The sequence below is a fragment of the Hahella sp. NBU794 genome (assembly GCF_050749805.1).
Lineage (GTDB): Bacteria > Pseudomonadota > Gammaproteobacteria > Pseudomonadales > Oleiphilaceae > Hahella.
In genome coordinates this window covers 4,351,910-4,377,263 of sequence record NZ_CP192738.1, presented here as the reverse complement: position 1 = coordinate 4,377,263, position 25,354 = coordinate 4,351,910, and the positions used below count along the sequence as shown (strand labels likewise).

23 protein-coding genes are annotated in these 25,354 nt (G+C 53.9%); 18 read left to right on the top strand and 5 right to left on the bottom strand.

From position 1 onward, the window contains the following. Positions 1–24 precede the first annotated feature (24 nt). Both ACQYWX_RS19020 and ACQYWX_RS19015 read left to right on the top strand, forming a co-directional pair. Positions 25–465: an NADAR family protein gene (locus ACQYWX_RS19020; RefSeq protein ID WP_216740402.1), complete on the top strand. Its 441-nt coding sequence runs from the start codon at positions 25–27 to the stop codon at positions 463–465. A gap of 99 nt (positions 466–564) precedes the next feature. Continuing rightward, entirely contained in the window at positions 565–1,488 is a 924-nt protein-coding gene (locus ACQYWX_RS19015; protein ID WP_431685959.1) for a DMT family transporter, read from the top strand. 5 nt (positions 1,489–1,493) lie between these two features. Here the strand turns inward: ACQYWX_RS19015 and ACQYWX_RS19010 are convergent, their stop codons facing one another. Beyond that, the gene (locus tag ACQYWX_RS19010) at positions 1,494–1,904 is read right to left on the bottom strand and encodes a VOC family protein (RefSeq protein ID WP_431685958.1); all 411 of its coding nucleotides are present in this window, start codon (positions 1,902–1,904) and stop codon (positions 1,494–1,496) included. 94 nt (positions 1,905–1,998) lie between these two features. On the opposite strand from ACQYWX_RS19010, the gene ACQYWX_RS19005 reads away from it, so the two are divergent. The 5 genes from ACQYWX_RS19005 to ACQYWX_RS18985 all read left to right on the top strand — a co-directional run bounded on the left by ACQYWX_RS19005 (position 1,999) and on the right by ACQYWX_RS18985 (position 6,364). Beyond that, positions 1,999–3,162 (top strand): AAA family ATPase, encoded by a 1,164-nt coding sequence (locus tag ACQYWX_RS19005; protein ID WP_431685957.1) that lies wholly within the window; start codon positions 1,999–2,001, stop codon positions 3,160–3,162. A 175-nt stretch (positions 3,163–3,337) separates the two neighbouring features. Then, positions 3,338–3,958, top strand: a complete 621-nt coding sequence (locus ACQYWX_RS19000) for an N-acetylmuramoyl-L-alanine amidase (protein ID WP_431685956.1) — start codon at positions 3,338–3,340, stop codon at positions 3,956–3,958. 183 nt (positions 3,959–4,141) lie between these two features. Then, positions 4,142–4,888 carry a TIGR01458 family HAD-type hydrolase gene (locus ACQYWX_RS18995; protein ID WP_431685955.1) on the top strand — a complete coding sequence of 249 codons (747 nt, stop codon included), beginning with the start codon at positions 4,142–4,144 and terminating at the stop codon, positions 4,886–4,888. Between the two features lie 78 nt (positions 4,889–4,966). Further along, positions 4,967–5,236, top strand: a complete 270-nt coding sequence (locus ACQYWX_RS18990; RefSeq protein WP_279502881.1) for a MoaD/ThiS family protein — start codon at positions 4,967–4,969, stop codon at positions 5,234–5,236. A gap of 39 nt (positions 5,237–5,275) precedes the next feature. Next, positions 5,276–6,364: a WD40/YVTN/BNR-like repeat-containing protein gene (locus tag ACQYWX_RS18985; protein WP_431685954.1), complete on the top strand. Its 1,089-nt coding sequence runs from the start codon at positions 5,276–5,278 to the stop codon at positions 6,362–6,364. 49 nt (positions 6,365–6,413) lie between these two features. Here ACQYWX_RS18985 and moeB read toward each other — a convergent pair whose 3' ends face one another. Beyond that, entirely contained in the window at positions 6,414–7,541 is a 1,128-nt protein-coding gene (gene moeB / locus ACQYWX_RS18980) for a molybdopterin-synthase adenylyltransferase MoeB (RefSeq protein ID WP_431685953.1), read from the bottom strand. Positions 7,542–7,842: 301 nt separating this feature from the next. Here moeB and ACQYWX_RS18975 point away from each other — a divergent pair, with 301 nt between their 5' ends. From ACQYWX_RS18975 to ACQYWX_RS18955, 5 genes are all read left to right on the top strand, one after another. Further along, positions 7,843–8,517 carry a MipA/OmpV family protein gene (locus tag ACQYWX_RS18975; RefSeq protein ID WP_216740393.1) on the top strand — a complete coding sequence of 225 codons (675 nt, stop codon included), beginning with the start codon at positions 7,843–7,845 and terminating at the stop codon, positions 8,515–8,517. A 295-nt stretch (positions 8,518–8,812) separates the two neighbouring features. Then, complete coding sequence (locus tag ACQYWX_RS18970; protein WP_431685952.1) at positions 8,813–9,175, top strand: hypothetical protein; 363 nt, start codon at positions 8,813–8,815, stop codon at positions 9,173–9,175. Positions 9,176–9,373: 198 nt separating this feature from the next. After that, positions 9,374–9,784, top strand: coding sequence for a hypothetical protein (locus ACQYWX_RS18965; RefSeq protein WP_216735513.1), 411 nt, complete (start codon positions 9,374–9,376; stop codon positions 9,782–9,784). A 272-nt stretch (positions 9,785–10,056) separates the two neighbouring features. Continuing rightward, positions 10,057–12,108: a methyl-accepting chemotaxis protein gene (locus ACQYWX_RS18960; protein ID WP_431685951.1), complete on the top strand. Its 2,052-nt coding sequence runs from the start codon at positions 10,057–10,059 to the stop codon at positions 12,106–12,108. Between the two features lie 184 nt (positions 12,109–12,292). After that, positions 12,293–13,285, top strand: coding sequence for an FAD:protein FMN transferase (locus ACQYWX_RS18955; RefSeq protein ID WP_431685950.1), 993 nt, complete (start codon positions 12,293–12,295; stop codon positions 13,283–13,285). Between the two features lie 139 nt (positions 13,286–13,424). Here the strand turns inward: ACQYWX_RS18955 and ACQYWX_RS18950 are convergent, their stop codons facing one another. Genes ACQYWX_RS18950 through ACQYWX_RS18940 form a run of 3 tightly spaced genes read right to left on the bottom strand, consistent with a single transcriptional unit; the run spans position 13,425 to position 18,651 of the window. After that, the gene (locus ACQYWX_RS18950) at positions 13,425–15,014 is read right to left on the bottom strand and encodes a general secretion pathway protein GspF (RefSeq protein WP_279502869.1); all 1,590 of its coding nucleotides are present in this window, start codon (positions 15,012–15,014) and stop codon (positions 13,425–13,427) included. A 45-nt stretch (positions 15,015–15,059) separates the two neighbouring features. Then, the gene (locus tag ACQYWX_RS18945; RefSeq protein WP_431685949.1) at positions 15,060–17,531 is read right to left on the bottom strand and encodes a LamG domain-containing protein; all 2,472 of its coding nucleotides are present in this window, start codon (positions 17,529–17,531) and stop codon (positions 15,060–15,062) included. Positions 17,532–17,589: 58 nt separating this feature from the next. Then, positions 17,590–18,651, bottom strand: a complete 1,062-nt coding sequence (locus tag ACQYWX_RS18940) for a hypothetical protein (RefSeq protein WP_431685948.1) — start codon at positions 18,649–18,651, stop codon at positions 17,590–17,592. A 618-nt stretch (positions 18,652–19,269) separates the two neighbouring features. On the opposite strand from ACQYWX_RS18940, the gene ACQYWX_RS18935 reads away from it, so the two are divergent. The 6 genes from ACQYWX_RS18935 to ACQYWX_RS18910 are packed head-to-tail and all read left to right on the top strand — an operon-like array spanning position 19,270 to position 25,323. Beyond that, positions 19,270–21,975 (top strand): hypothetical protein, encoded by a 2,706-nt coding sequence (locus ACQYWX_RS18935; RefSeq protein ID WP_431685947.1) that lies wholly within the window; start codon positions 19,270–19,272, stop codon positions 21,973–21,975. A 6-nt stretch (positions 21,976–21,981) separates the two neighbouring features. Then, positions 21,982–22,728 carry an SH3 domain-containing protein gene (locus ACQYWX_RS18930; RefSeq protein ID WP_216735519.1) on the top strand — a complete coding sequence of 249 codons (747 nt, stop codon included), beginning with the start codon at positions 21,982–21,984 and terminating at the stop codon, positions 22,726–22,728. After that, on the top strand, positions 22,698–23,393 hold the full coding sequence (locus ACQYWX_RS18925) for an outer membrane beta-barrel domain-containing protein (RefSeq protein ID WP_216735520.1): 696 nt from the start codon (positions 22,698–22,700) through the stop codon (positions 23,391–23,393). The genes ACQYWX_RS18930 and ACQYWX_RS18925 overlap by 31 nt, the downstream gene beginning before the upstream one ends. A 53-nt stretch (positions 23,394–23,446) precedes the next feature. Continuing rightward, complete coding sequence (locus tag ACQYWX_RS18920) at positions 23,447–23,956, top strand: TlpA family protein disulfide reductase (RefSeq protein ID WP_216735521.1); 510 nt, start codon at positions 23,447–23,449, stop codon at positions 23,954–23,956. A gap of 7 nt (positions 23,957–23,963) precedes the next feature. Next, complete coding sequence (locus ACQYWX_RS18915; protein WP_216735522.1) at positions 23,964–24,185, top strand: DUF4266 domain-containing protein; 222 nt, start codon at positions 23,964–23,966, stop codon at positions 24,183–24,185. Position 24,186: 1 nt separating this feature from the next. Next, positions 24,187–25,323 (top strand): DUF3570 domain-containing protein, encoded by a 1,137-nt coding sequence (locus tag ACQYWX_RS18910; RefSeq protein ID WP_431685946.1) that lies wholly within the window; start codon positions 24,187–24,189, stop codon positions 25,321–25,323. The last annotated feature ends 31 nt before the right edge of the window (positions 25,324–25,354 follow it).

Below are 25,354 nucleotides of genomic sequence, written 5' to 3'. Positions count from 1 at the left end.
AATTGACGACGGGCCTGTACAAACGTGGAAGTGATTAAGTTTTATAGCGTAAATGATGAATTTGGAGAGTTTTCCAATTTCGCCCAATATCCGATCAAGCTCAAAGGAAAAGTGTGGCCCAGCAGCGAGCATTATTTTCAGGCCATGAAATTCGAGGAAGAAAAGGACCGCAGCGATATTCGCAAAGCCAAGTCTCCGCTGGAAGCCGCGCGCAAAGGTCGTGATCGCAAAAGAAAGCTGCGCAACGATTGGGAAACCGTCAAACTCAATATCATGCGTGAGGCCATTCTCGCCAAGTTCACCCAACACGAAGCCCTGCGCGAACGCCTGCTCAGCACCGGCTCCGCCAAAATCGTCGAACATACGGACAACGATGACTACTGGGGCGATGGCGGCGACGGCAGTGGCCAGAACATGCTGGGCCGCATCCTGGAAGAGGTGAGAGCGCAGCTCAGCGAAGATTGAGTTGCTCTTTTCGTAAGTCTTAATGACGGCTTACTCTGATCGTCATGAATTAATGGACTCTCGCTCTTACGTTTTCACCTTTGCAGTCAAGGAAATCAGATGAAGCAGATACAGCAGTCTCCAGATAGCGCGACGCCTTTTTTGGTGATGGCGGCGTTGTCGGCGGTGTTTATGGGGACGATTGGCGTTATCGCTAAATACGCGCAATTGGGCGCGGAAACCGTGACTTTTTATCGGTTGTTTTTTGGCGCGGCGATGATGCTGGGGTATCTGCTGGTTATCCGTAAGGCGAATCTGTTGTGGTGCTGGCCTTCCTGGCGGGTGCTGTTCAACGGCGGCTTTCTGGCGGGATTTATTGTGTTTTATATCCAGGCCATGGAGCACACCAGCATGGCCAATGCGATTATGACCATCTATCTGGCGCCAGTGGTCGCTTCTGTTTTCGCGCATCTGTTTTTGTCAGAGAAACTCAGCGCCAGCGCGATAAGTCTGATTCTTACTGCGCTTTTCGGCTTTGCGATGATGATGGAATTTCGTCTTGAGTTCGGCGGTTCCCAGGACGCTTTGGGCATGTCCTACGCCGGGCTGGCCATGCTCTGCTATGCGGGTTTTATTATTATCAACCGCGCCACGTCTGCGCATGTGCATGTTTACGCAAGAAGCTGGTATCAAATGCTGATCGGCGCGCTGTGTATGGCTCCATTGATGCTGCAGCAACAGGAAGTGATTGCGCCAGCGCAGTGGGGCTGGTTGCTGGCGGCGGGCCTTGTGCCTGGCTTTCTCGCTATCCTGTTTGCAGTGATCGCACTGCGCGAACTGCCTTCCGCCACCTTCGGCACGCTGGCCTATTTAGAGCCCATCGCTGTGGTGACATTTGGCTGGGCTCTGTTTGATCAGGCGTTGAGCCCTTTGCAGATGGCCGGTTGTGGTCTGATCATGTGCTCCGGCATCGCGCAGGCGGTTCTGACGCAACGACGGAGCGCCGCCACATCAGGGCAAGTCTGTTCCGCTGCTCAGAACTGATGGGACTAACGGCTTTTAGCGTAATCCGTTAATTGATCTAAAAACGTTGCTTCATCTCTAATGCCGACCCGGTTACCGTCCGGGTCCTGGATATTGATGACGGATCCCCAGGCGTATCGCTCAATCTCCGCCGTTATGCCAAAGGCGCGCACTTCTTCCAACGCTTGCTCCAGATTGCTCACATTGAACCTTAGTTGAGCGGGGCGCTGGTGTATCAGGTTTTCCGGGGTGCCGGCGTAAGCGCTGCCGCCGGTCTCAACTAATAAGTAAGCGCCGCCGTAGCGAAAACAGGTCATTTGGAAGTCGCCGCGTTGTTCTTGAAATTGGATTTCGAGGTTAAACAGATCCCGATAGAAAACCACGCAGGCGTCGTAGTTTTCCGTGTTCAAAATGATTCCTGTTCTGGCTATATCCATGATGATTGGGCTCCAATAGCAGTTTGGTAAAACATGTGTCGTTTTAAATGCTAGGTTGCCGATTCTACAAGACGGCTCGACCAGGAACATTAACATGCTCACTACGCTCTCCATCAATAACTACCGTTCCATACTGCAGCTGACGATGCCATTGGGGTCGCTGAATGTGATTACCGGGCCTAACGGCAGCGGCAAGTCTAATTTGTACCGCGCGCTGCGATTGCTGGCGGAGACGGCGCAAGGCGGGGTGGTTAATTCTTTGGCCGGAGAGGGCGGACTGGGCTCCACGTTCTGGGCTGGGCCGGAGAAAATCACTCGTCGTATGCGGGCTGGCGAGATACCTGTTCAGGGCGGCCCACGCCGCGATGCGGTGCGCTTGCGGCTCGGCTTTTCCAGTGAGGATTTCGGCTACGCTATATCGCTAGGGTTGCCCAAACCCTCTCCGTCAGCATTCGCCTTGGACCCGGAGATCAAACGAGAGTGCATTTGGGCAGGGCCGTTTTATCGTCCCGCCGGGCTGCTGGTGGACCGAGACGGGCCGATGGTGAGAGTGCGCGACGGGCGCAGTTGGAACGTGGCGGCGCAGAATCTCGGCCTTTTCACCAGTATGTTTGATCAGCTGGCTGATCCCAGCGCTGCGCCGGAGGTATTTCGCGTACGCGAAACGATTCGCAACTGGCGCTTCTATGATCACTTCCGTACCGATCGCGATGCGCCTGCTCGTAAACCTCAGTTGGGCACGCGCACGCCGGTGCTGCATCATGATGGGCGCGATCTGGCGGCGGCGGTGCAGACCATTCGTGAAATCGGCGACAGCGAAGCGCTTGATGCGGCCATCAGCGACGCCTTTCCCGGCGCCAGACTGGATGTGAGGTTGCACGAAGACGGCCGTTTCTCGTTGATGTTTTACCAGGAAGGGCTGCTCAGGCCGTTGACCGGCGCGGAGCTATCCGACGGCACCTTACGCTATACCCTATGGGTGGCGGCGCTATTGACCCCGCGTCCGCCATCACTGATGGTGCTGAACGAACCGGAAACCAGCCTGCATCCTGACTTATTGCCAGCACTGGCGCGTCTGATTTTACGCGCCTCGGAACATTCCCAGGTCTGGGTGGTGTCTCACGCCTCCCGTCTCGTCGCCGCTCTTAATGAACATCCGGAATGCAATGCAGTACAACTGGAAAAGCCCCTGGGCCAAACAGAAATCATCGGACAAGGCATTCTGGACACGCCGGCTTGGCATTGGGCGGATAAGTAGAGATTGTCTTGTCGGGAGGGGAGGTCGTAACGATAGCATAAAGGCCGCTGTGAAGCGGCTCAGGCTTATTTCCTCACATTTGAAATGTGACTTTTTCCACTGTGCTTTTTCTTCGGCGGCGTTAATTTGGAAATAACGACGGAGTTTCCTGTCGCACCAATAACAAGCGCTCACAATGAAACGGTGGAGAGTCATCATGGGACAACCCTGGGAAGATCGATTATTGCAGGTGGATATGCGGCGTGTGGATTATCCCAACGCACTGTGGTCGCCGGCGGCGAATTTCAGAATACCGCCGGGGCGGCGCAATATTCGCTACGTCATTATTCATATCACTGGCGGGCCTGCTTTGACGGAGCGCAACGCCTTGAACACCTTTCGGGCGGGCCCCGCCAGCGCCCACTATGTTGTCAATCGGGAAGGGCGTGTGGTGCAGACCGTGAGAGAGGTGCACATCGCCAACCATGTCGATAATATCCATTCCCAAACCAATCGCGAGAGTATTGGCATTGAGCATGTGAATCCCTGGGACCCGAATCCAAGGACTTATCCCACGGATGCGCAATACATGGCGTCCGCGCGACTGGTGGCTTGGTTATGTCATCGCTATGGCATTCCCGTGCGTCATGAAACCGCGCCGCACACCGCTGGTATTCGAGGTCATATCGAGGAAGCGCCCCATTCCGGTCATCGTACCTGTCCTAATCCTGCTTGGAATTGGGATTTGTATATCGATCTGGTGCGCAGTATTCGCGTAGAAACCTTCGACGAAATGATTGGTGCTTTGGCGCGCTAAACGCTCAGATATTCACTTCATTGCAAGCCTTTCCCCAAAGCGCTTGGCGTCGCCTTTACGTTTATAGGCCGACGTCGGGCGCCTTGGCGGTTGTTAAACCCGCCATAAGCCGTCAGTATAAATATTCGACCCACTTGCAGAGTATTTCCGACTCTATTCTTCCAATGGACGAGGAGGTCGCCGATGTCTCTTTCCTATAAGGCGTTGTTTCTTGATCTCAGCGGTGTGATTTATGAGGGAAGTCAGGCCATACCAGGAGCCGTCTCCGCCGTAGAGAGGGCAAGGGATAAAGGCCTGACGCTGAGGTTTGTGACCAACACAGCCAGCCAGTCGTCTCGCGATTTGCTGCAACGTCTGAGAAGCATGGGCCTCAGCTTGCAGGACTCAGAGTTATTCACCGCGCCCCTGGCCGCCAAAGCGTATATCCTCGAACACAAACTGCGGCCACTGTGCATTATCAACGACGCGGTGCAGGAAGATCTGGCGGATCTGGATCGCCGTGACCCCAATTGCGTGTTGCTGGGGGACGCTCGCGACGGCTTGAACTACCCTAATCTGAATCGCGCATTTCGTCTGTGTCGGGCGGGCGCGCCTTTGATCGGCATTGGTATGAATAAATACTTTAAAGACGATGAAGGCCTGATGCTGGATGCGGGGCCTTTTATCCGAGCACTGGAGTGGGCGGCGGACATCACAGCGGTGATCATGGGCAAACCCAGCCGGGAATTTTTTGATCAGGTGCGCGCCACAACCGGTTTCTCTCCAGAGCAGTGCCTGATGGTGGGGGACGATGTTGGCGGTGATGTGGAGGGAGCAATGAACGCTGGCTTGCAAGCCTGTCTGGTGCGCACCGGCAAATACCTCCCTGAGGATGAGCGGCGCTTACCTGCCGGCGCGCTGGTGGCGGACAGTCTGGCGAAACTGTTTTAGCGCGAGGCTGTGCTAATATCAAAACACGGATGTTGTCCCTACCAATAACGGCAATCACGCCGAATAAGACGAATAATTATGGCGACGGTCACTTTCACTAATAACCTCAAACGTTACCTGTCTTGTCCACCGCAGGCTGTTCCGGCGGAGACGGTGGCGGAAGCGCTGCAGCGGGTCTTTGCGGATAACGCGCGTCTGGCGGGGTATATTCTCGACGATCAGGACCGATTGCGTAAAAACATAGCGATTTTTGTGGATGGACAGATGGTCCGGGACCGACTTCATCTGACCGACGCGTTACAGCCAGATTCCGAAGTACATGTGCTGCAGGCGCTCTCCGGCGGATGACGGCGGCCCCAATCCTTCAATCTGATGGGAGCGGCGGCGATGAATCAAAAACTACGTATAGGAACGCGTAAAGGCTTGTTTGTCTACGAGCGTACGGGAAAGGGGCAATGGCGCTGCGGGGAGCCGGATTTTCTGGGCGACCCGGTGTCCATGGTGTTGCGGGACCCGCGTAACGGCAATAAGTACACGGCGCTTAATCTGGGTCACTTTGGCGTGAAGTTGCACAGAGCGGAGTCCGGTTCGTGTGAGTGGACGGAAATTGACGCCCCTAAATTTCCCAAAAGCGGCGACGAAGATGGTCCGGCGGTGGACCTGATCTGGGAGCTGGTTCCCGGCGGCGCCGATCAACCGGATACATTGTGGGCGGGAACCATTCCCGGTGGTTTGTTCAAATCCACGGACCGGGGCGAAAGCTGGACGCTGATTGAGTCGCTCTGGAATCGGCCGGAACGCGCGAACTGGTTCGGCGGCGGTTATGACAAGCCTGGTATTCACTCTATCTGTGTGCATCCCAATAACACCCGTTGCGTCCGGCTGGCGATCTCCTGCGGCGGCGTATGGGAAAGTCAGGACGCTGGCGACACCTGGACCCAGACCGGGCAGGGACTGCGCGCCGCCTTTCTACCGCCGGATCAAGCCTACAATCCTGTGTCTCAGGACCCCCATCGCATGGTTAGTTGTCCCGCATCGCCGGATCATATGTGGATTCAGCACCACAACGGCATCTTTCGTTCCGATGACGGCGGGCATCGCTGGACGGAGATCACGGATGTTCCTCCCTCTGTGTTCGGTTTCGCAGTAGCCGTGCATCCCCAGGACCCAAACACGGCCTGGTTTGCTCCGGCGATTAAGGATGAACGCCGCGTCCCGGTGGATGGCAAACTAATCATCAACCGCACGCGGGACGGCGGCAAAAGCTTCACGGCGCTCAGCAATGGTCTGCCGCAAGGCCCGGCTTATGATTTGACCTATCGTCATTCATTAGATGTGGACGACAGCGGCGACATACTGGCGTTTGGCTCTACCACGGGCGGACTGTGGGTGAGTGAAGATCAGGGGGACCATTGGCAATGCCTGAGCGAACATCTGCCTCCTATTTATGTCGTTCGCTTCGATAAGCATTTTTAGTCCGGTGGCGGCGCGCCCTATCTAAGCGGCTGGTGGACATGGGGCCGGTTCAATAGCGGGGCATGTCTGGGTCGACTTTGGCCGCCCAGGCGAGAATGCCTCCGCTTAAGTTATAGACCCGTTTGAAATCAGCATCGCTGAATAGCGCGCGGGCGCTGGCGGAGCGTCCGCCAGACTTGCAGTAGAACACCAGCGTTTGCTCTTTGTTGAACTCGTTTATTCGCGCCGGCAGGGTTTGCAGTGGAATGTGCAGGCTGCCGGCGATGGCGCAAATCTCCCGTTCATAAGGCTCTCGAACGTCAATCAGCGTCAGATTCTCTCCCTGTTGCAGTCGCGCGTACAGCGCCTCTGGACTGATATCGCTTTCCTGCGCCAGGTTTTTGGGGACGCCGCAAAAGGCGTCGTAATCGATCAGCGCTTTGATGCAGGGAAGGTCTCCGCAGACGGGACACTGAGGATCTCTTCGCAGCCGCAACTCCTCAAAACTCATACTCAATGCGTTGTATTGCAACAGGCGCCCGCTCAAGGTGTCGCCTATGCCGGTTAGGATCTTGATTGCCTCGGTCGCCTGTATGCTCGCGATCATGGCGGGCAATACGCCCAGTACGCCGCCCTCCGCGCAGGAGGGAACCATGCCCGGCGGAGGCGGTTCTGGAAACAGGCAGCGATAGCAAGGGCCGCCATCATGATGAAACACGCTGGCCTGTCCTTCGAACTGAAAGATGCTGCCATACACATTGGGTTTGCCGGTGAGCACGCAGGCATCGTTGGTCAGGTAACGAGTGGGGAAGTTGTCTGTGCCGTCGATCACCAGGTCATAGTCATTGATCAGCGCAAGGGCGTTTTCTGAGGACAGCGTCATCGCGTAGGGGCGTGCGTCTACGTGAGGGTTCAGCGCGTTTAAACGAGCGGCGGCGCGCTCGGCTTTGAAGTGACCAATGTCATTTACGGTATACAGCACCTGCCGCTGCAGATTGCTTTCCTCCACCACATCGCCATCCACAATCCCCAAAACACCCACACCCGCCGCCGCTAAATACAATCCAAGGGGAGACCCCAATCCGCCTGCGCCCACGATCAACACACGCGAAGCCCGCAGTCTCTCCTGACCTGAGCGTCCAAACTCCGGCAGGCTCAGGTGACGGCTGTAGCGGCTGAGTTCAGCTGAAGTAAGCACGGTATGTCCTCCATAGTGTTTAAGGTGGTGACGTTAGATGTGCTCCGTTTATTCTAGGCGCGGGGTGGGAACTAAACCAATGAAGCGAAGAGGATTTGTTTTTTAGGAAGGCAATAAGTGAGCAATGCTCAGGTGTCATATTTCTGATACAAAATAATCAGCTTGTTGCGCGAGCCATTTCGTGGTTAGGCTTATGTCTTTCAATAACAAAGAGAAAGTGAGGTATCTTGTGGTAAGTAAAAGGAAGTTTGTTGCGCTGTCATTATGTTTAAGCGCCGGTTCGGCGTGCGCGGGGGATTTCATGCTCGGCGTTGGCGCAGCAGCCTGGAAATCGGAGTACGAAGGCGTCAGCGGCTCAGATGAGCTGGCGGTCTATCCGGCGATTTCTTACGAAGGAGATCGTTTCAGCATCAGCGGCACTGAAGCTGATTATCGCGTATTGGGCGATGGCGACAGTGGTTTGAGCGCCTATATCAGCCTGGGGATGGGAGACGGCGGATATGATGCGTCAGACTCCGTCGTCTTTGCCGGAATGGACGATAGAGACGCCAGTATCGACTTGGGCGTGGGAGTGGAGTACGCATTCGATCAGGGCTCGTTGAACGCCGCCATCGCCCACGATGTATCCGGCGCTTATAAAGGGCTGGTCGCCAGCGCCAGTTTCTCCGCACCGCAAAAGTTAAGCGAGACGCTCTATCTGACGCCTTCAGCAGGCTTTTACTATCGCAGCAGTGACTACGTAGACTACTACTATGGCGTTCTTGATAGCGAAGCCACTTCCGACCGCAGCGCCTATGAAGGCGATGACACGCTGACGCCTTTTGTTGGCTATGAGCTATTCACCGCCTTGTCGGAACACTGGCGTATCTCTCACTCAGCGGAAGTGCGCTGGCTGGGAGACGAAATCACTGATTCGCCGTTGGTGGATCGAAGCACGGTATGGAGCGCCGCGTTAAACTTCCTGTACTTGTTCTGAGCAAACCATGCTCAGGTCACCCATCAGGCAGGGGCCAGATACGCCTTAGGGCTTGGCCTCTTCGCCTCATCCGTCGGTCAATCTTGCCTATTAATTCTGCGGTTATTTGAAAAAGTGAACTACCTTCCTGATTTTGAAGAAAAATAACAGGTAATCGCTTTTCAAATTTTGATGAAATTGGCAGAATCACTCGTAACAAGGAACCTTCCCGCTGGCATGGAGCACGCTAATTCGTCGCCCTGTTGAGAAAGCTCGGAAGCCTTTCGAAACTATTGCTCACAAGGAGACGTTATTCATGGAGAAGACTGTTTGTTTTATAAGCGGTCATCTTGATCTTACCCCACAGGAATTCGAGCAACACTACGCTCCCCTCATTGACCAGGCATTGGAAAGCCAGGCCGGTTTTGTTGTCGGAGACGCCCGCGGCGCGGACAAACTGGCGCAAGACTACCTTTTCGGAAAGTCCAACGCGGTCACTGTCTATCACATGTTCGACACCCCCAGAAACAACCCCGGATTTCCCACCCAAAGCGGCTTCACCTCCGATAACCAACGAGATAAACAGATGACCGCCGACTCTACCTGCGACATCGCCTGGGTCAGACCAGGGAGGGAGAAGTCCGGGACGGCTAGGAATTTGGCGCGTAGGAAGAGGTAATAGACCGATATCGTTCTGGTTACTTAAAAGTGCATGTTCTTGCGGTGGAAAACCCCCTCAGTTTTTCGCCGAAATCTGTGCGGAGACGGTGTTTTTCAGGCTACGAATGATGCCTAAGTGCTACGCTTATTGTATAGTTGCCCAGCTTTTTGCGCCGTATGGCGCGATATTCAATGACGATGCAGGAGTAAGTGAACAATGAAAGGCGCTGGCGGAACCTCCGGTGGAGTAGGGCAGTTTTTTGTCGGATTAATCATGCTGTGCGGCGGGTTGTACATGTTGTTCAACTCTATCGTCGTCTCATCAAGTTTCGGCATGGGCATGCGTTTGTACGGCTTCAATGCATTTGGCGGCCACTGGGGTATTACCTCCGGTATGGTGATGATTCCTTTCATGTTCGGCGTAGGCCTGATCTTTTTCAGCGCCAAAAACATTCTTGGCTGGATACTGACGATTGGCTCGCTGACGGCGCTGGTGTTTGGCGTTATTTCCTCCATCCACTTCAGCATGCGCTCCATGACTGCTTTTGAATTGATTGTGATATTGGTTCTGGCGGTAGGCGGTTTAGGTTTGTTCCTGCGCTCTTTGCGCAACCTGGGCGGGGATTGATCCCCCGAACAAATCTTGTCATACCTCATGCAAGGCGTCTCAATCGAGGCGCTTTTTTATTGCCTCTCCAAATTTAGAACCCGCAAACTCCCTCCTTATTTTCCCTGACTGGCTGATAGCTACCTTCCTGAGCGCGCGTCGGCGCCTGCACTTTATGATGCGGATCAAGCCGCTAACACTTATTAAGATTCTGTTACAGCTTAAAAATGGTTGTTATTTAACCTGTGATCTATGCTTTTAAAGGGCTCGACAGGCGTTAGTAGGTGGTAGTTATGGCGGTTGGCGCTTTTTCCCGTTTCTTCTCCTTTCGTTTCAATAGCATAGGCTTCCGCGTCGCGGCGTTGCTGCTAATCACCGCAGTGATAATCTCAGGCGCTTTTTCTTTTACCTGGAGCGGTATGTCGTCGGTGCGGGATCGGTTTACGCACCTGATAGAAAACGTTAATCGTTCCGGCGATCTGGCCGACGAACTGGCGGTTAACTATCTGATCACCACCAAGGGCGTGAATAATATTCTGTCCGTCAATCAGGCGAGCGAGATCCGCGCCAAACACGAGACCATTAAGGCGCTTACCCCCGGGTTTATGGAGAACGCTTCGTTGCTGGCGGAGCTATCGCCGAGCACGCGGGAGCAAGTGGATCTGCTGATTGATCATCGCAACCAACTGGACAGGCTGGTGGACAGCATCGTCAAGAGTCAGACCGACGCTATTGAGCTGGAGCAGCGCAATATTACCGCTCTCGCTGCGTTCAGGGCGGAAGGGGATAAAATTTCCAAAATGCTGGCGGATATGATTTCCCTTATCAATATGTTCGAAAGCGATTATCCGGTGGTGATCGAAGCGCAGAATTTAAAGCAAACAATTTTGAGCCTGCAGATAGCGGTAACGCGCTACACCTCAGAAAAAGACCGCAATGCGATGAAGAAGCTGCAGGTGGAGTTCGACGATGGCGTCAAAGAGGGCGTGGCGACGTTGGAGACCCTCAAGCGGATGGTGGAGGACGAAGCGACGCTGGCGGATATTGAAGACATTTATCGTGAATATAACGGCTGGATCAAAAAGCTGCAGGAAGAAAACGACATCTTTAACGCTTACCTGCTGCGCCTCAATAATCGGGATCAGGCCATCAAGCTCGCCAACGACAGCGATGCGATCATCGCGGATATGAATGCGGCGATTACCCGGATTAACCAAATCACCGGAGATCTGGTCGCCCAATCCAGCGAGGAGACTAATCAGGTCGTGGACGGGGTGAATCGCGCCATTGGTTTCGGCGCTATTGGCTCGCTTATTTCTTTTGTATTGGTGTCGATCATTATTCTTAATGTGGTGATCAAGCCTATCAAAGCTATTACCCGGCGTGTGATGGATATCGCCGAAGGGGAAGGCGACCTGACTCAACGTGTGGAGGTCGGCAGCAAGGGTGAGATTGCAGTGCTGGCGTCTTACTTCAATGCGTTTATCTGCAAGATTCAGGATGTCATCGTCAGCATCCAATCCGCCAGTGCGAGTATGAAGGATAACATCAGTGAGCTGGACAAGTGCGCCCACAATACCTCGGACGTCAGTCAGCGTCAGCGTAACGAGTCAGTGGTTTTGCGCGAAGATATGGAGTCCCTGTCGCAATCGGTGGATACCGTTTCGAAGTTTTCCGAAGACTCGATCTTGCTCGCGGAGCAGGCCAATCAAATTGGCGAGAAAACTAAAAATCTGGTGGTGGATTCCATTGAGTCCATTGAAGGACTGGCGACGGACATCAGCCAGGGGGCGGAGATTATTAAGGAATTGGGCTCTGAGATTGAGCAAATCGACTCCGTTGTCAGCGTGATTCGTTCCATTGCGGAGCAGACCAATCTACTGGCGCTAAACGCCGCCATTGAAGCCGCAAGGGCGGGGGAGCAGGGTAGAGGCTTTGCCGTGGTGGCGGACGAAGTGCGCTCTCTCGCCTCGCGGACCCAGGACAGCACCGCAGATATCCAGGCGATGACGGAGAAGCTGCAGGAAGGCTCGAAAAAAGCCATCAGTTTTATGAATAAAAGTCAGGTGAAAGGCAACGCCACAGTGGAAGAAGCGCGCGCCACCGGTGCGCATCTGGACGAAATGGCGCAGGCCATTGAAAGAGTGCGCAATATGAACAGCGAAATCAGCACTGCAGCGACTGCTCAAATGCAACTCGCCCATGGGGTGAATGATCGTATCCGGCTGGTGGATGAGATAAGCCTGGAGACCGACAAGGAAGCCCATCGCAGTGCGGAAAATAGCGAACGTTTGAGCAACCTGAGTGACCAGCTGACGCAATTGGTGCGTAAGTTTCGCATCTAAAATTTGCTCAAGCCCCACAGTCAGGTCCTGGTTCTTTTTAGTGGGGCGTCAGCGCGAGTTTTTGTCGTCATCCCCTTTTGTCTATGTGTGTGATCACAAAGCCTTTTGACATTGTGATGGCAGGTTGTATTTAACTGCCGGCTGGGGTATACCTCTGCGACACATCCGCTTCGGTAGTTAATCCATGAAGAAACCACTTGCTCTGATAAGCGGCGTCTTGCTGCTTACTTCCTTTGTTCAATCCGCTTCCGCCGAATGGTTCAGTAAAGACTGGAATGGCATGGGGACAAAAATTCGCGCTGAGGTGTGGGTGGATGAGGGCGGCTCTGTTGCGGCGGAAAAAGCCTTTACGGCAGTGGATCAGGAGTTTGATCGACTTGAAGCGCTGATGAGCGTTTACATTGACAGTAGCGAAGTATCCAAAGTGAATCGGCTTGCCGCTAAACAGGCGGTGGTGATCACGCCAGAGCTGTTCCATCTGATTGAAAAAGCGCAGCGGGTTTCTGAGCTGAGCGGTGGGGCTTTTGATATCACTTTCGCATCCATCGGCAAGTACTACAACTACCGCGAAGGACTGGAGCCAGATGCCAGGCAGATAGAGGAAAATCTGCCGGCGATTAATTATCGATGGATAGAAATGGACCCGGCGGCGCTCAGCATTCATTTTAAAGATCCGAGAGTCACCATTGATCTGGGCGGCATCGCCAAGGGCTACGCGGTAGACAAGGCCATCGAAAAACTGGCGGGGCTGGGCATTCAATATGCGCTGGTGAGCGCCGGTGGCGACAGTCGCCTAATGGGGGATAAACATGGCCGACCCTGGATTGTTGGCGTGAAAGATCCGCGCCTGGAAGATAAGAATGCGGTCCTGATACCTTTGGAAAATACCGCCATCTCCACTTCTGGAGACTATGAACGCTTCTTTATGCACGATGGCGTGCGGGTTCATCACATCATCTCACCAAAAACAGGAAAGTCAGCAGAAGAGTCTCAAAGCGTGACCATTATCGGCCCGGACGCGACGACGACGGATGCGCTTTCTACGACCGTCTTCATTCTCGGTGCGGAAAAGGGCTTGGAGTTGATTGAAAAGCTGCCGGGCATCGATGCGATTATTATCGATCGCAATCGCAAAATGCATTATTCATCGGAGCTGCAACCGCCGACGGCTGAGTAACCGTTGAAAATCTGCAGCTAAATCTCAGACCTACCTGTCTAGTCCTGAAATAGGTGTCAACTCTATTCAGGACGGGTCATCCACAATAAAAAAGGGCTCAATGGGCCCTTTTTCGCATGTCGTTCCAGTGAACGTAAACTTAACCGATGGTGCCGCTTACGATCGGTTGAAACGCTGTCAAACGGTCCAGATCGGAAGAGGAGCCCAGGCCGTGTTGTTCAAATCCTTTGGTGGAGGCGAACTGACTTTGTTCTCCATGCAGCGCCATATAGTTCAGCACAACAGTGTTCACCAACAGGTTGACGTTATTCGCCGCTGGACTTGAAGCGGTTTCTACTGAGGCGTCGGCGCGCATATGGCCAATCTGGCGATGTCTTTCCTGTAACTCCGTGGTGGAGCCCATCAGCGCCGGGCGGCCGTTGGGGTTGTAGACCAGGAAGAAAGAGGCGGCGGTGGATGAGTTGTCCCCCGTCCATTCGCCTTTTCCGCGGCCGTCTACAGAACTGTCTATACGTCCGTTACTGGCCAGTGAGCCATCGCTGAAGACATACATCATCAGAGGCATACCCAGGCGCGCAGCATATTCCAGACAAGCGCCCATGCAGCGGCCTGCGCGTAGATCGCGTCGTTCGCCCGTGGCGCGGTCGCCGGTGTGGTAGTCGAACCCGCCCATGGTAATCGTGCCGGCGCCGGCATAGCCGTTCAGCACCATTTTCATTACCGATGCGGTTTTTCTGAACTCGCCGTCGCTATCAAATTCCGCCTGGGTAAATATACCGGAAGGACCGACTATATCAGCGTCGAGAGCTGGGTTCAGCGAGGCTGGGTTGCCGAAGCGGTCCGCCAGATCCGCGCTCTTGAGATAGCCGCAGTCCACCAGCTTTTTAACGACCTCATCGGTGGTGACAACGCCGGTTTTCTTGTCGCTGATGCGGTAAATGGCTTCCATCACCGCTACTGCGTCCGACTGGTCTAATAAGCCGACCAGGTCGCCGACGTCCACCAGGCCCGTCACATCGCTGGGACGGTCGACCTTGGTGGGGCGTACTTTGGGGTTCATCAGCATCGCCGGGGCCATGGAGTTGCCGCCGGAATCCGAGCTGCTGGAGCCTATCAGGGACACCAACGAGCCATCCGCACCGGCGTTGTAGATCCCATACATCGGGTTATGTGGGTTATTGCCAGTGTCATTGTCTGACCGCGCAGGAATGACGGCGCCGTTGACAGAGCCCCGAGTAGCGGCCTGGGTTTTCTCCAGAATACCGCGCAGAAAGGCGCTATCGGAGTGAAACGCCAGCCCCAGCTCCTGGTTGACGAAGCCGCCGGGAACGCCGGGCGAGCTGCCGATGGCGGGGGTCATGTCGCCAGGCAAGCCGAGTTTGCTATAGCCCGCCGTGCTCAGGAAATCCAGCTGACCTCCTTGCTGTCCGACCAGAACGTTGGAGCCGGAGATGTTAGCGCCGCCAGCGAGGTCGAAACAGATAAAAGGTATTTTTCCTGCGCCTTGCACAGCGATGCCACAGGAGGACTTCAATGACTCTAAATCCGAAGAGAGCGCAGCATGCGCTTCTCTTGGATTCGCGAAGAGACCCAGTATGGATGTGCCGAACATGGTTCCGGCGCCTGCCATAAAGCCTTGGGCGATAAAGTCCCTACGCGTTACCGGGCGCTTGTGGTCCGGGTGAAACAGCGGCTCGTCGAGGCCGTAAGGTCCACGTCTTCTTGCCATGATAAAACCACCTCTATCGAAATTTTTGCCGTTGATCGTAAAACTTTATTGCACCAGCATTGCTGCGCTGCCCAATACAGCGGCGCAACTTGCTTTGACAACTGTTTCGGTTCTGTCTGCGGAGCATCCGCCGCCGCATGCAACCAGTTTGTCGATCAACTGATTCAGTTCGGCTCTCACATCGGCGCCATCCGGTTGTGACGCCAAGTTTACACCCATGCCTTTATTCAACAGTGGGTCAATGATCAGGTCTCTTCCTGCGCCGGAGAAGGCGCTGGATGCGCTGGCGTTGAAATCGAAGCCAGGGAAGAAGGCGCTACGCAGCGTGTTGTCCTCCACTAGGGCGTCGCAATACTGGATCGCCAACTGGGTAACCCCCATTTGATGCGACGCCAGGAACGTATTGATATTCTCGACAGTAGGCAACTGCTGCTTCACCGTCTCAAAGGTTGACTTAACGCCAGGGTCGGAGGCGTTCACGCCAGTAATGGCGGACATGGTTGCGTTAATTTCGTCAAAGTTACGCAGGCCGATTTCGGGAACCGGATCGCCATCGGCAGGCGCGCCAGGAGGCGTTGGTTCCGCTTCAAGAAACACGTGACTGTTGGACCCTAGCAGCTCGAAGGTCAGGAAGAACTCATCCTCCTCTGGCCCTTTCTCCAGCGCGATGATGGTGCCTCTGTCAGACATGACTTGTCCGCTACCAGGGGTATAGCTGGTTTCGTTAAGTGTGATGTTCATGTTCTTGTAGGCCTGGCCAACGGTGACTTCACGGCCGTTCATGCCGAGGCGCATGCCTTTGACGGGAATGCTTGAAGGCGCTGCGTTCGGGTCAAGGCTGATAAAGAACGGCGCGTTGAACAGATAGCTGTAACTGTCGAACTGGCTGACTTCGAACACCACATAGCTCTGCGGGACGTCGATCAGGTGTGAAGTGCCGAACAGCAGATAAAACTTCTGTCCGACGCCAGCCTCAAAGTTCTGGGATATCTGTGTTTCCGTCAGCGCGCGGTTATGAATCGCCACCATCCGGATAGTGCCGTCCCAGGGGCGATTGTTTGAGGCCTCGTTGCCTAATACGAAGGCGAAGGTGTCGTCCCAGTCATTCAGGTTGCCAGCGGTAGTCATATCCTCATCGCCAGTGAACTTTCCATTCACATAGATGCGGCGACCGTTAGCGGGGCTGTATGTCGCTACGACATGTTGCAATGTCGCCTGCAGGTCCTGGTCGCCGTCGTCTGTAACAAGTGCGGGCTCGCCGTTTTGATCCGTTTCGCTGGTGCGATTCAGCAGGCTGTAGCTGTACTGAACCTGTCCCAAAGTGAAGTTACGAGCGTTGACGCCAGCGGAATAGCTGACGATGCGCGCAGGACCTTCCTGAGTTACATTGCCAGGAGCCACCCATGCTTCGATGGAGTACTCGCCTGTTGCAGTGATCAGGTCATGTAATTTCTTGCTGTTGGTCGTGGACCCTTGCGCTTTCCCGCCGCTGAGTTTGATGCCCCAGCCGCCGACCCATTCGACGTCGTTACTTAGGGTCAGGTTCAAAGTGGGTTCGATGCCGCTAGTGTCATAAGCGGTGACGCCTTGGCCTGTTTTGAATTCGTACAAAGCGATGACATTCTGCTCATAGCGGCCGCCGCTGTTCGCAGCCAGACCATCGGTCAGATTGAGCGCCTTACTGGCGACCAAGTCTGGGTCGACCTGGTCTGGGTCAATGCTGCCGGAAAAAGTCTCAACAGCTTCCAGCATTTTGGCTGCGTCGCTGGCGCAAGAGCCGGACCAGCAGTTGTGGAACTCATCTCTCAGACGCACAACGAAACGGGAGTTGGCGGGCGTGCCCAGATCCATCTTGCTCTTCGCCGCTGCGTATGCGGAATCCACGTCGGCGCTGGCAAAGTAAGGCGACTGTGGAATGGCTGCGCTTTCACGGTGGCAGCCTGCGCAATTAGTGGTCAGCAGTGGATATACGGTGGAGCTGAACAATCCAGAGTCGCTTGGGAAGTTCTTGGTTTGCCCTGGCTCTTTATCCGCCGGAGCGATCAAGTCGATGGTCTTGGTGTCGCCGGAAACGCCGCCCGCCCAGTCGCTGATATATTTGGTGATGATGTTGGCGCAAAAATCGACGCTGCTCTCCCAGCAGTTATGCCCTTCACGCACTTTTGAAACCATGCGCGATTGGGAGGGATCGCTGAGGTTGACGATTCTATTGGCTTCGGAATAGGCGATGTTGATGTCGTCCTTATGCACGAACATCGGGGATTGGCCGCCGGTAGTGTGGCAGCCGCCGCAACGGTTAGTCGGGGAGAGTTTGTCCCACAGACTGAGTTTAAATTGTTGTACGTCGTCAGTGGCTGGGGCCGGGCCAGTATAAGTGCTGCCTTGCCCCGGGCGCGTCGTGTTGGGTAAGTTCTCGTTGGAGGCTCCGCTATTGCCGCCGCAACCGCTGAGCAGAATGCTGATAGCGGCGATCAGTACGGCGATCGCTCTTGTTATCTGCTGTTGTAGTGAGCTCATGGTATTCACAGTCGTAATCCGATTCAGAATTCTTGTTTAGCGAGACGGATAAACCGCCTCACTCGCCCATGCAATATGCGGCTGACTCGGCGAATACACGCTTCATCTTGTAGCCGCTGGCTTTGAAAGAAGAAACCATAGCGCCGATTTGATCTCTGTCTGCGCTATCGATCGGCGACCGCAAGCAAACTGTGCGGAAGACGTTTTTTACCTGGCATTGCGCGAAAGCTTCTGAATGAGCAAGCTCCATTCCCATGCTTTTTGCGCCTTGGCCGGAGCCGGTCAGGCCTTTATCCCAGCCCAGCAGGCTGTTCTGGCCTTCACGCCAATAGTTATCCCAATGATCGTCTGGGGTGACGTAGCCATATTGGAATGTGGTGGAGTTGATATGGTACTTGCCTTGTACGCGGGTGCCAGTGTCTGGATCGGTCATGCCTTCCGTGTTGTACACCAGCGCACCGTTTTCGCCATCGGGGTCGGCGTCCATATCGTATTCATATTCATAGTAGGCGAATGCCTGCGCCATCGGGTCCATCCCACTGTGGCAGCCCACGCAGTTGTTAAGAAAGATCCGGCTGTCGCCGCCTGGGCTTCGTGAGACGTCCTGGCGGATGCGGTCAGGCGCGCGCGTGATGTCTTTCACCTGCTCAAGGTCGTTACACAGATGGTTCATTAAAGTGAAGCGGAACATGGCGCGGTTGGTACCGCCGCTGAAAAAAGCTTTGGCCGCCGCGCGGGTCGTCATAACGCCGGCAGTGGCTTCAGCAGGCAGCGACTGTGTGGTGTGCACCAAGTCGTCTTTCAGGCTGACGCGCTGGGTTTCCAGAAACTCATAATGGGCATTGTTCGCTAAAGAATAGGCGGGTGCGCCCAAGCTGCTTTTGCCGACATACAGATGATTGCCGTAAAGCACTTCCCGAAAGTCTATTCCCAGAACATCTTCATCCCGAATCATACCGACGACGGTGGCGGTATAGTCGTTCAAGGGAACAAATAATGACTGCGCTTCATTGGTCCAGGGCGCAACCATATTTTTCAGGGTCACGTCATAAAAATTTTTGTTTTCCATAGCGGTATAGGCGGCGGCGATGGGGTCGCCGGAGGTTATATCGCTGGCCATGTCGTTAAGGACCGCCTCGCTGGGCGGCACCCCCGCGATACGATCATGAATTCTCTTAGCCTGTTCCCTGGGGCCTGCCTCTGCTGCAGTAGATAGGGTTATAGCCAGTGAGAGTAGAGATATAACGCAACGCTTAACCTGTCTGCGCTTATTATCTATGGGAGTTAGACTACTCATATTTTATATTCTCCTGCAGCTCTCGTGCAGTGCGCTTAAACGAATGGTTAGGTGATAATTAATATTAATTGATAAAACGACAAATATTAAATGTTCATATGTTCTATGAAAAATGGCCTATACACAGAACTAGTCATAATTCTTTATAAAATAGTGTAGTAGAAGAGGCTAACGGAGTTTTGTGCTGGCCCGCACGGTATTACACTAACTTACAAATCCCTCCTGGCTTCTATAATTGTCCGAGACATAATTCAGGAGGGAGGGATATTAAGTATTTTCCACTTAGTATTTACTCAAGGTTTTATAACTAAACAAGCGTTTGAATGGAATTCGCCGAAAGTATTGGCGCCGGGCAGGGGATAAATTAAGCTCACCGGCTTGTAACATTAATTTAAAATAATTGGTCTGATGGCCATTTGGCATTACTGACTGTGAATGCTTATGAAAAAGATAAAAACGCCGCCCAATAATACCCTTACGCCCGGAGGTCACCTGTTACTCCGAGCATTCTCGCTATCTATATTATCCGCTGCGCTTGCGGCCTGCGGCGGCGGCATCGGCGGGGCTAATCAAGGCCCTGACCCCGTAGTTCAAGATATTCCCATCGCTTACGTAAAACGTCCCCTTGTTCGTAATGACGACGGCGCTCTGGTGAGTCAGGACGCCCGCACTCCAATTGAGTTTCGTCCAGGAGCGGTCCTGTATATCCGAAGCCAGGCGTCCCCCAGTGCGACGGCGAGAGATATCAGCTCTCAGGCTTTTCAAGGGCCGGAGTTCCTCAATGATGAAGGACAGCTTCTTTACGATGTGAAAGATGTTGATGTCTCCTCTGACGGCTCCAAAATTATATTCGCCATGCGGGCGCCGGAAATTGAAGATGCGGATGAAGATGAGCAGCCTACCTGGAATATCTGGGAGTATGACGTCGCTGCAGGGACGCTGGAGAGGGTTATCGCATCCGACAATGTCGCGGAAGCGGGAGATGACATGGCCCCCCATTATTTGCCGGACGGCCGCATTGTGTTTACCTCAACGCGTCAACGACAGTCGCAAGCGATTTTATTGGACGAAGGTAAACCCCAGTTTGAAGCATTGAATGAAGATCGTCGCAATCCAGCAATGGTTTTACATGTCATTGATCCGGATACCGATGGAATCAAACAGATCACATTTAACCAGAGCAGTGATCTGGACCCAATAGTGACCCAGGACGGCAAAATAGTATTTACCCGCTGGGACAACATGGGCGGCAATAACTCCATGAATCTCTATCGGGTTAATCCTGATGGGACAGGATTTGAATATTTATACGGTCGCCACAGCCACGACACAGGCTCCAGCACTGAGTCGGTGCAGTTTCTTAAGCCTGTTGAGCTGGAGGATGGACGCATCATGGTGAGTTTGCGTCCCTATGTGAGCAGTCGGTATGGCGGGGCGCTGGTCGCCATTGATGCGGCGAATTTTACCGAGCACGACCAGCCTACATACGAAAATCGCGATGTGTTGACCAACGGTCAGACGGCTTTGACGCCTAGTGACGTTTCCACTGACGATGAAGTGCAAACGCTGGCCGGGACTTTTAATTCAGCATATCCCATGTGGGATGGCACCGGACGCCTGTTAGTGAGCTGGAGCCAGTGCCGCTTGCTGGATGCGGATAATGATATTGTTCCGTGCACCAATGATCGTCTGGAGAGCACGGACTACCAGCCTGCGCCTCCTCTATATGGTCTGTGGATCTACAATGCGGTGGATGGTACTCAGCTGCCCGTTATTATCCCCACCGAGGATACTTATTACACTGATGCTGTCGTGCTGCAGAGTCGTACCAGAGCGGACTTTATCCCTGATGGCGACGGACCTGAATCCGATTTGGGCAAAGCGGGGTACGGCGTTGTACATATTCGCAGCGTTTATGACATTGACGGAACAGACACTACGCCCGCCGGCATTGGCGCTATGGCGGACCCGGTGCAGACGTCAGCGGATAATCGACCGGCCCGTTTCCTGAGAGTGGTTAAAGCGGTTTCTATGCCCGACCGTGATATCGCCAACGTGCCAGGGACCGCGTTTGGCGCCAGTGCGGGGCAATTAATGCGCGAGATACTGGGATATGTCCCCATCGAGCCGGATGGGTCGGTTAAGTTCGCTGTGCCCGCCAATGTGGCGTTTGCGGTGAGTATTGTTGACAAGGCAGGAAAACGCTCCAGTCCGCGCCATCAAAACTGGTTGCAAGTGAGGCCGGGGGAGACGTTGGAGTGCTTGGGTTGTCACACCGCCAACAGCGAAGCGCCTCATGGTCGTCCGGGAGCGCAGGCTCCGTCCGCCAATGTGGGCGCCCCTACGGATGGTCCACCATTTTTGAACACTGACCCTGCGCTGTTCGCCAATATGGGCGAAACCATGGCGGAAACCTTCGCCCGAATCAACGGTTTGCGTTACTTGAATCCAGACATTGTATTTGACGATGAGTGGACCGACGCTAATATTACTGCAAAAGCGGAGAGTTTCAGTTACGCCTACGCCGATTTGGCGACGACTGCGCCAGTATCGGCTGCTTGTGCGACGCCCAAGGATGCCAAATGTCGCGTCGTTATCAACTATGCGACTCATATTCATCCTTTATGGGGTAAAGTGCGTCAAGTATTGGATGACGACGGGACGACTGTATTGGCTGATCATACTTGTAGTAGTTGTCACGGACTGACGGATGCGATGTCGGCGGTGCAGGTTCCAGCGGCGCAGCTCGATTTAAGCGACGGGCCGTCCACTGATCAAGCTGATCACCTGAAGTCATATCGCGAGTTATTGTTCAACGACGCCGAGCAGGAAATCATTGAAGGAGTGCTTGTGGATCGCCAGATTCCGGTCCTGGACGGAGACGGTAACCCAGTGTTCGAAACTGACGGCAACGGCGATCTTATTCTGGACGATGATGGCAATCCGATACCCGTGATGACTACGGTCGCCGTCAATCGCGCAATGACGCCGCAGGGAGCTGTGGCCAGCACTCGCTTTTTCGCGCCTTTCCAGACAGGGGGAAGCCATGAAGGATGGCTTGATCCGGTCGAGTTGAAGTTGATATCCGAGTGGCTGGATATTGGAGCGCAGTACTACAACAACCCATTTGACGTTCCACAGGATTAAAGACACTTGTTAGCGGTAAGAATATTCCCGGTTTTGTTGGTTATCCTTTGTTGCTTTTCACTGAAAAGTTTTGCTGAAGACGAATATCAGACTGTAAAAGTCGCCGAGCCCTATCTCGAGTTCCGTACGGGACCGGGCCGGGGCTACCCGGTGTTTTTCGTCGTTGAGCAGGACGAGCAGATTGAAATTCTCAAACGGAAAACCGAGTGGTTCAAAGTGCGCAACGCCAAGGGACAGGAAGGCTGGGCCAGCCGTGCGCAAATGGAAATGACTCTGGATGGAAGCGGAGAGCAGGTTGCTTTCAAAGAGCCCCGCTTTGACGACTTTTCCTCCCGTAGCTGGGAAGGCGGCGTCGCTACCGGCGATTTTGGCGGCGCAGCGGTGAACTCCATGTATGTGGGCTATCTGTTCACTCCCAATTTATCGACGGAGCTCTGGGCCTCTCAAGTCCTGGGGGATTTTTCCCAGATCATGATCGCGGACCTGAATATCGTGCACCAGCCTTTTCCCCATTGGCGGATTTCTCCTTTCTTTACGCTGGGAACCGGCGCCGCATTTATTAAGCCGAAGGCAACGCTGGTGAATGAAGACAACAGGGTTGAGGAAGCCGTACATTACGGGCTTGGGGTCAGATGGTACATGACCAATCGTTATTTTATCCGTATGGAATACAAAGACTACGTGGTCTTCACTGACCGCGACGAAAACGAAGAAGCAGAAGAATGGAAAATTGGATTAAGCGTATTTTTCTAAACGACGGGCGTCGTCCTGTCGCCAGTGCGGTATTGGCGTGTGCGATGGCCTCTGTCGGAGCGGGGCAGGCAATGGCTGAGGAGGTGGACGCTGAGTCTGAAACCGCCGTTAAGCCGCTGATCGAGCCGGAGGTGACGCCGCGTCGCGTGCAGGAAGATCTGATCGATACCGAAGACTTTGAAGTCGGCGTATTCACCGGATTGATGAGTGTGGAGGACTTCGGCGTTAACTTCGTGATTGGCGCCCGTCTGGCCTACCATATCAATGAAGATCTGTTCGTTGAGGCTAACTATGGCGTCACTGACACCAGCGAAACCAGCTACGAAAAGCTGAGCGGCTCCGCCAAGTTGCTGAAAGACGACGAGCGCGACCTGACCTATTACAACCTTTCTCTCGGGTATAACATTTTTCCGGGGGAGATATTCCTTGGCAGCAAGTACGCCTTCAATACTAATTTTTATGTCGTGGGTGGATTGGGCAGCACCCAGTTCGCCGGCGATGATCGTCTGACGGCCAATTTCGGCTGGGGATTCCAGATGCTGGGCACTGATTGGCTGTCCCTGCATCTGGGCATGAGAGACCACATTTTCGATACCGACATCCTGGGCGAGGATAAGAAAACCCATAACCTGGAAATGACGACGGGTCTGTCCGTTTTCTTTTAATGACGGTCGCTGAAATCGGCGTCGAAGAAAGAGTAGTTTGAGGAGTCTGAGCTATGAAAAACAAATTCTTTAAAAGTGTGGCGGCGTTTTGTCTGATGATTTCCGCCAGCACTCTTACCGTCAGCGCAAACGCGGCGGAGATCAAGGGCGCGGCGGGTGACTTTACCCTGAAAAGCTCTCTTGGCAAGAACCTGCGCCTGCAGGAGTATCGCGGCCAAGTGGTGCTCATCAACTTCTGGGCTTCCTGGTGCGGTCCCTGTCGTCAGGAAATGCCGATACTGGAAGACATTTACAAAAAGTACGAAAAATTCGGTTTCACGATTTTTGCGGTGAATGTGGATGAGGATTCATCTCTGGCTAATGAGTTCCTGAAAGACACCAAAGTCTCTTTCCCGATTCTTTACGATAACCAGAACAAGGTCAGCCGCATGTACGACGTGAAGGCGATGCCGACAACGGTCATTGTGGACAGAAACGGCAACATGCGTTACCTGCACAAAGGCTATCAGCCAGGTACGGAAGATCATTACGTTAAAGAAGTCAAAGCGCTGATTCGCGAGTAAAATAACAATGAAAAAGTGGATATTCCTGTTGCTGGCTCCCATGCTGTTGGGAGGCTGCAGCAGTCTCGAACCCTGGGTTATGCCTTATGAGCGTAATAACCTCGCTGATCCGATCATGAGCTTTGGCCGCATCGGTATCGCCGGTTCTTACATGCATCACGTTTATCAGGCCCGGGAAGGCGCGCGCGGCGCTGAAGGCGGCTCCGGCGGAGGCTGCGGCTGTAACTGATATGAAAAACTTTCACCGCATTGCAGCGATATTCAGTTTGTTGGCGACGGCGTTATCCGCCAGCGCAGCCGTGTTGCCGGAAGAGAAAGCGGAGGCCATGTACCACCGCTACGAAGGCGGGGGTATGGAAATTGACGGCCCCTCCGTTCTGGTCAGAAAGAACTTCGACGCCAGTGTCTCGTTGAGCGCGAACTATTATGTCGACTCGGTCAGCTCCGCTTCCGTTGACGTATTGGCGCGAGCGACGCCCTATGAGGAGGAGCGGACAGAAGCTAGTCTCGGCGTGGACTATCTGTACAACAAGTCCATCATGAGCTTCGCCTATACCAACAGCCAGGAAAATGACTTTGACGCCGAGTCGATTCACTTCAATATCAGCCAGGACTTTTTCGGCGATTTGACCACCCTGACCATGGGGTACTCAAAAGGCTGGGATAATGTGCGCAGCAAGCTGGACCCATCTCTTGATGAGGAAGTGGACCGGCAGCATTATCGTCTTGGGGTCAGTCAGGTGTTAACCAAGAACGCCTTGCTTAACCTGGATATCGAAACGATCACGGATGAGGGTTACCTGAATAACCCATACCGGGTTTACCGTTTCCTGGACACCACCAGCCCCAAAGGCTACGAGTACAGAATAGAAAAGTATCCCCAAACGCGCACCAGTAACGCCGTGGCGCTGCGGGGCATGTATTACCTGCCATATCGAGCGGCCGTCAAAGGCGAGGTTCGGTATTTTTCCGACTCATGGAACATCAAGGGCTATAACTACGAGTTGGCCTATGTGCACCCGTTTGGCGATCAATTCATTACCGAGTTCAAGTTTCGTCACTACGAACAAACTAAAGCAGAGTTTTATGACGACCTGTTTGAAGGCGAGGATGTTCGTACTTTTATGGGGCGCGACAAAGAGTTGAGCACCTATAGCGGCGACAGCGTTGGCGTGGGTCTGACCTATGAGTTCAATAAAGGCTTTTCGTTTATTGAAAAAGGCAGCATCAACCTGTTTGTCGACTACATGAAATTCGCGTACGAGGACTTCCGCGACGTGACGCGGACTGGTTTTGCGCCGGGAGAAGAACCTTTGTACGAATTTGACGCCACCGTCATTCGCTTCTTCGTCACTGCGTCTTACTGACAGCGGTGAGGTTATCCATTACGGGATGCGA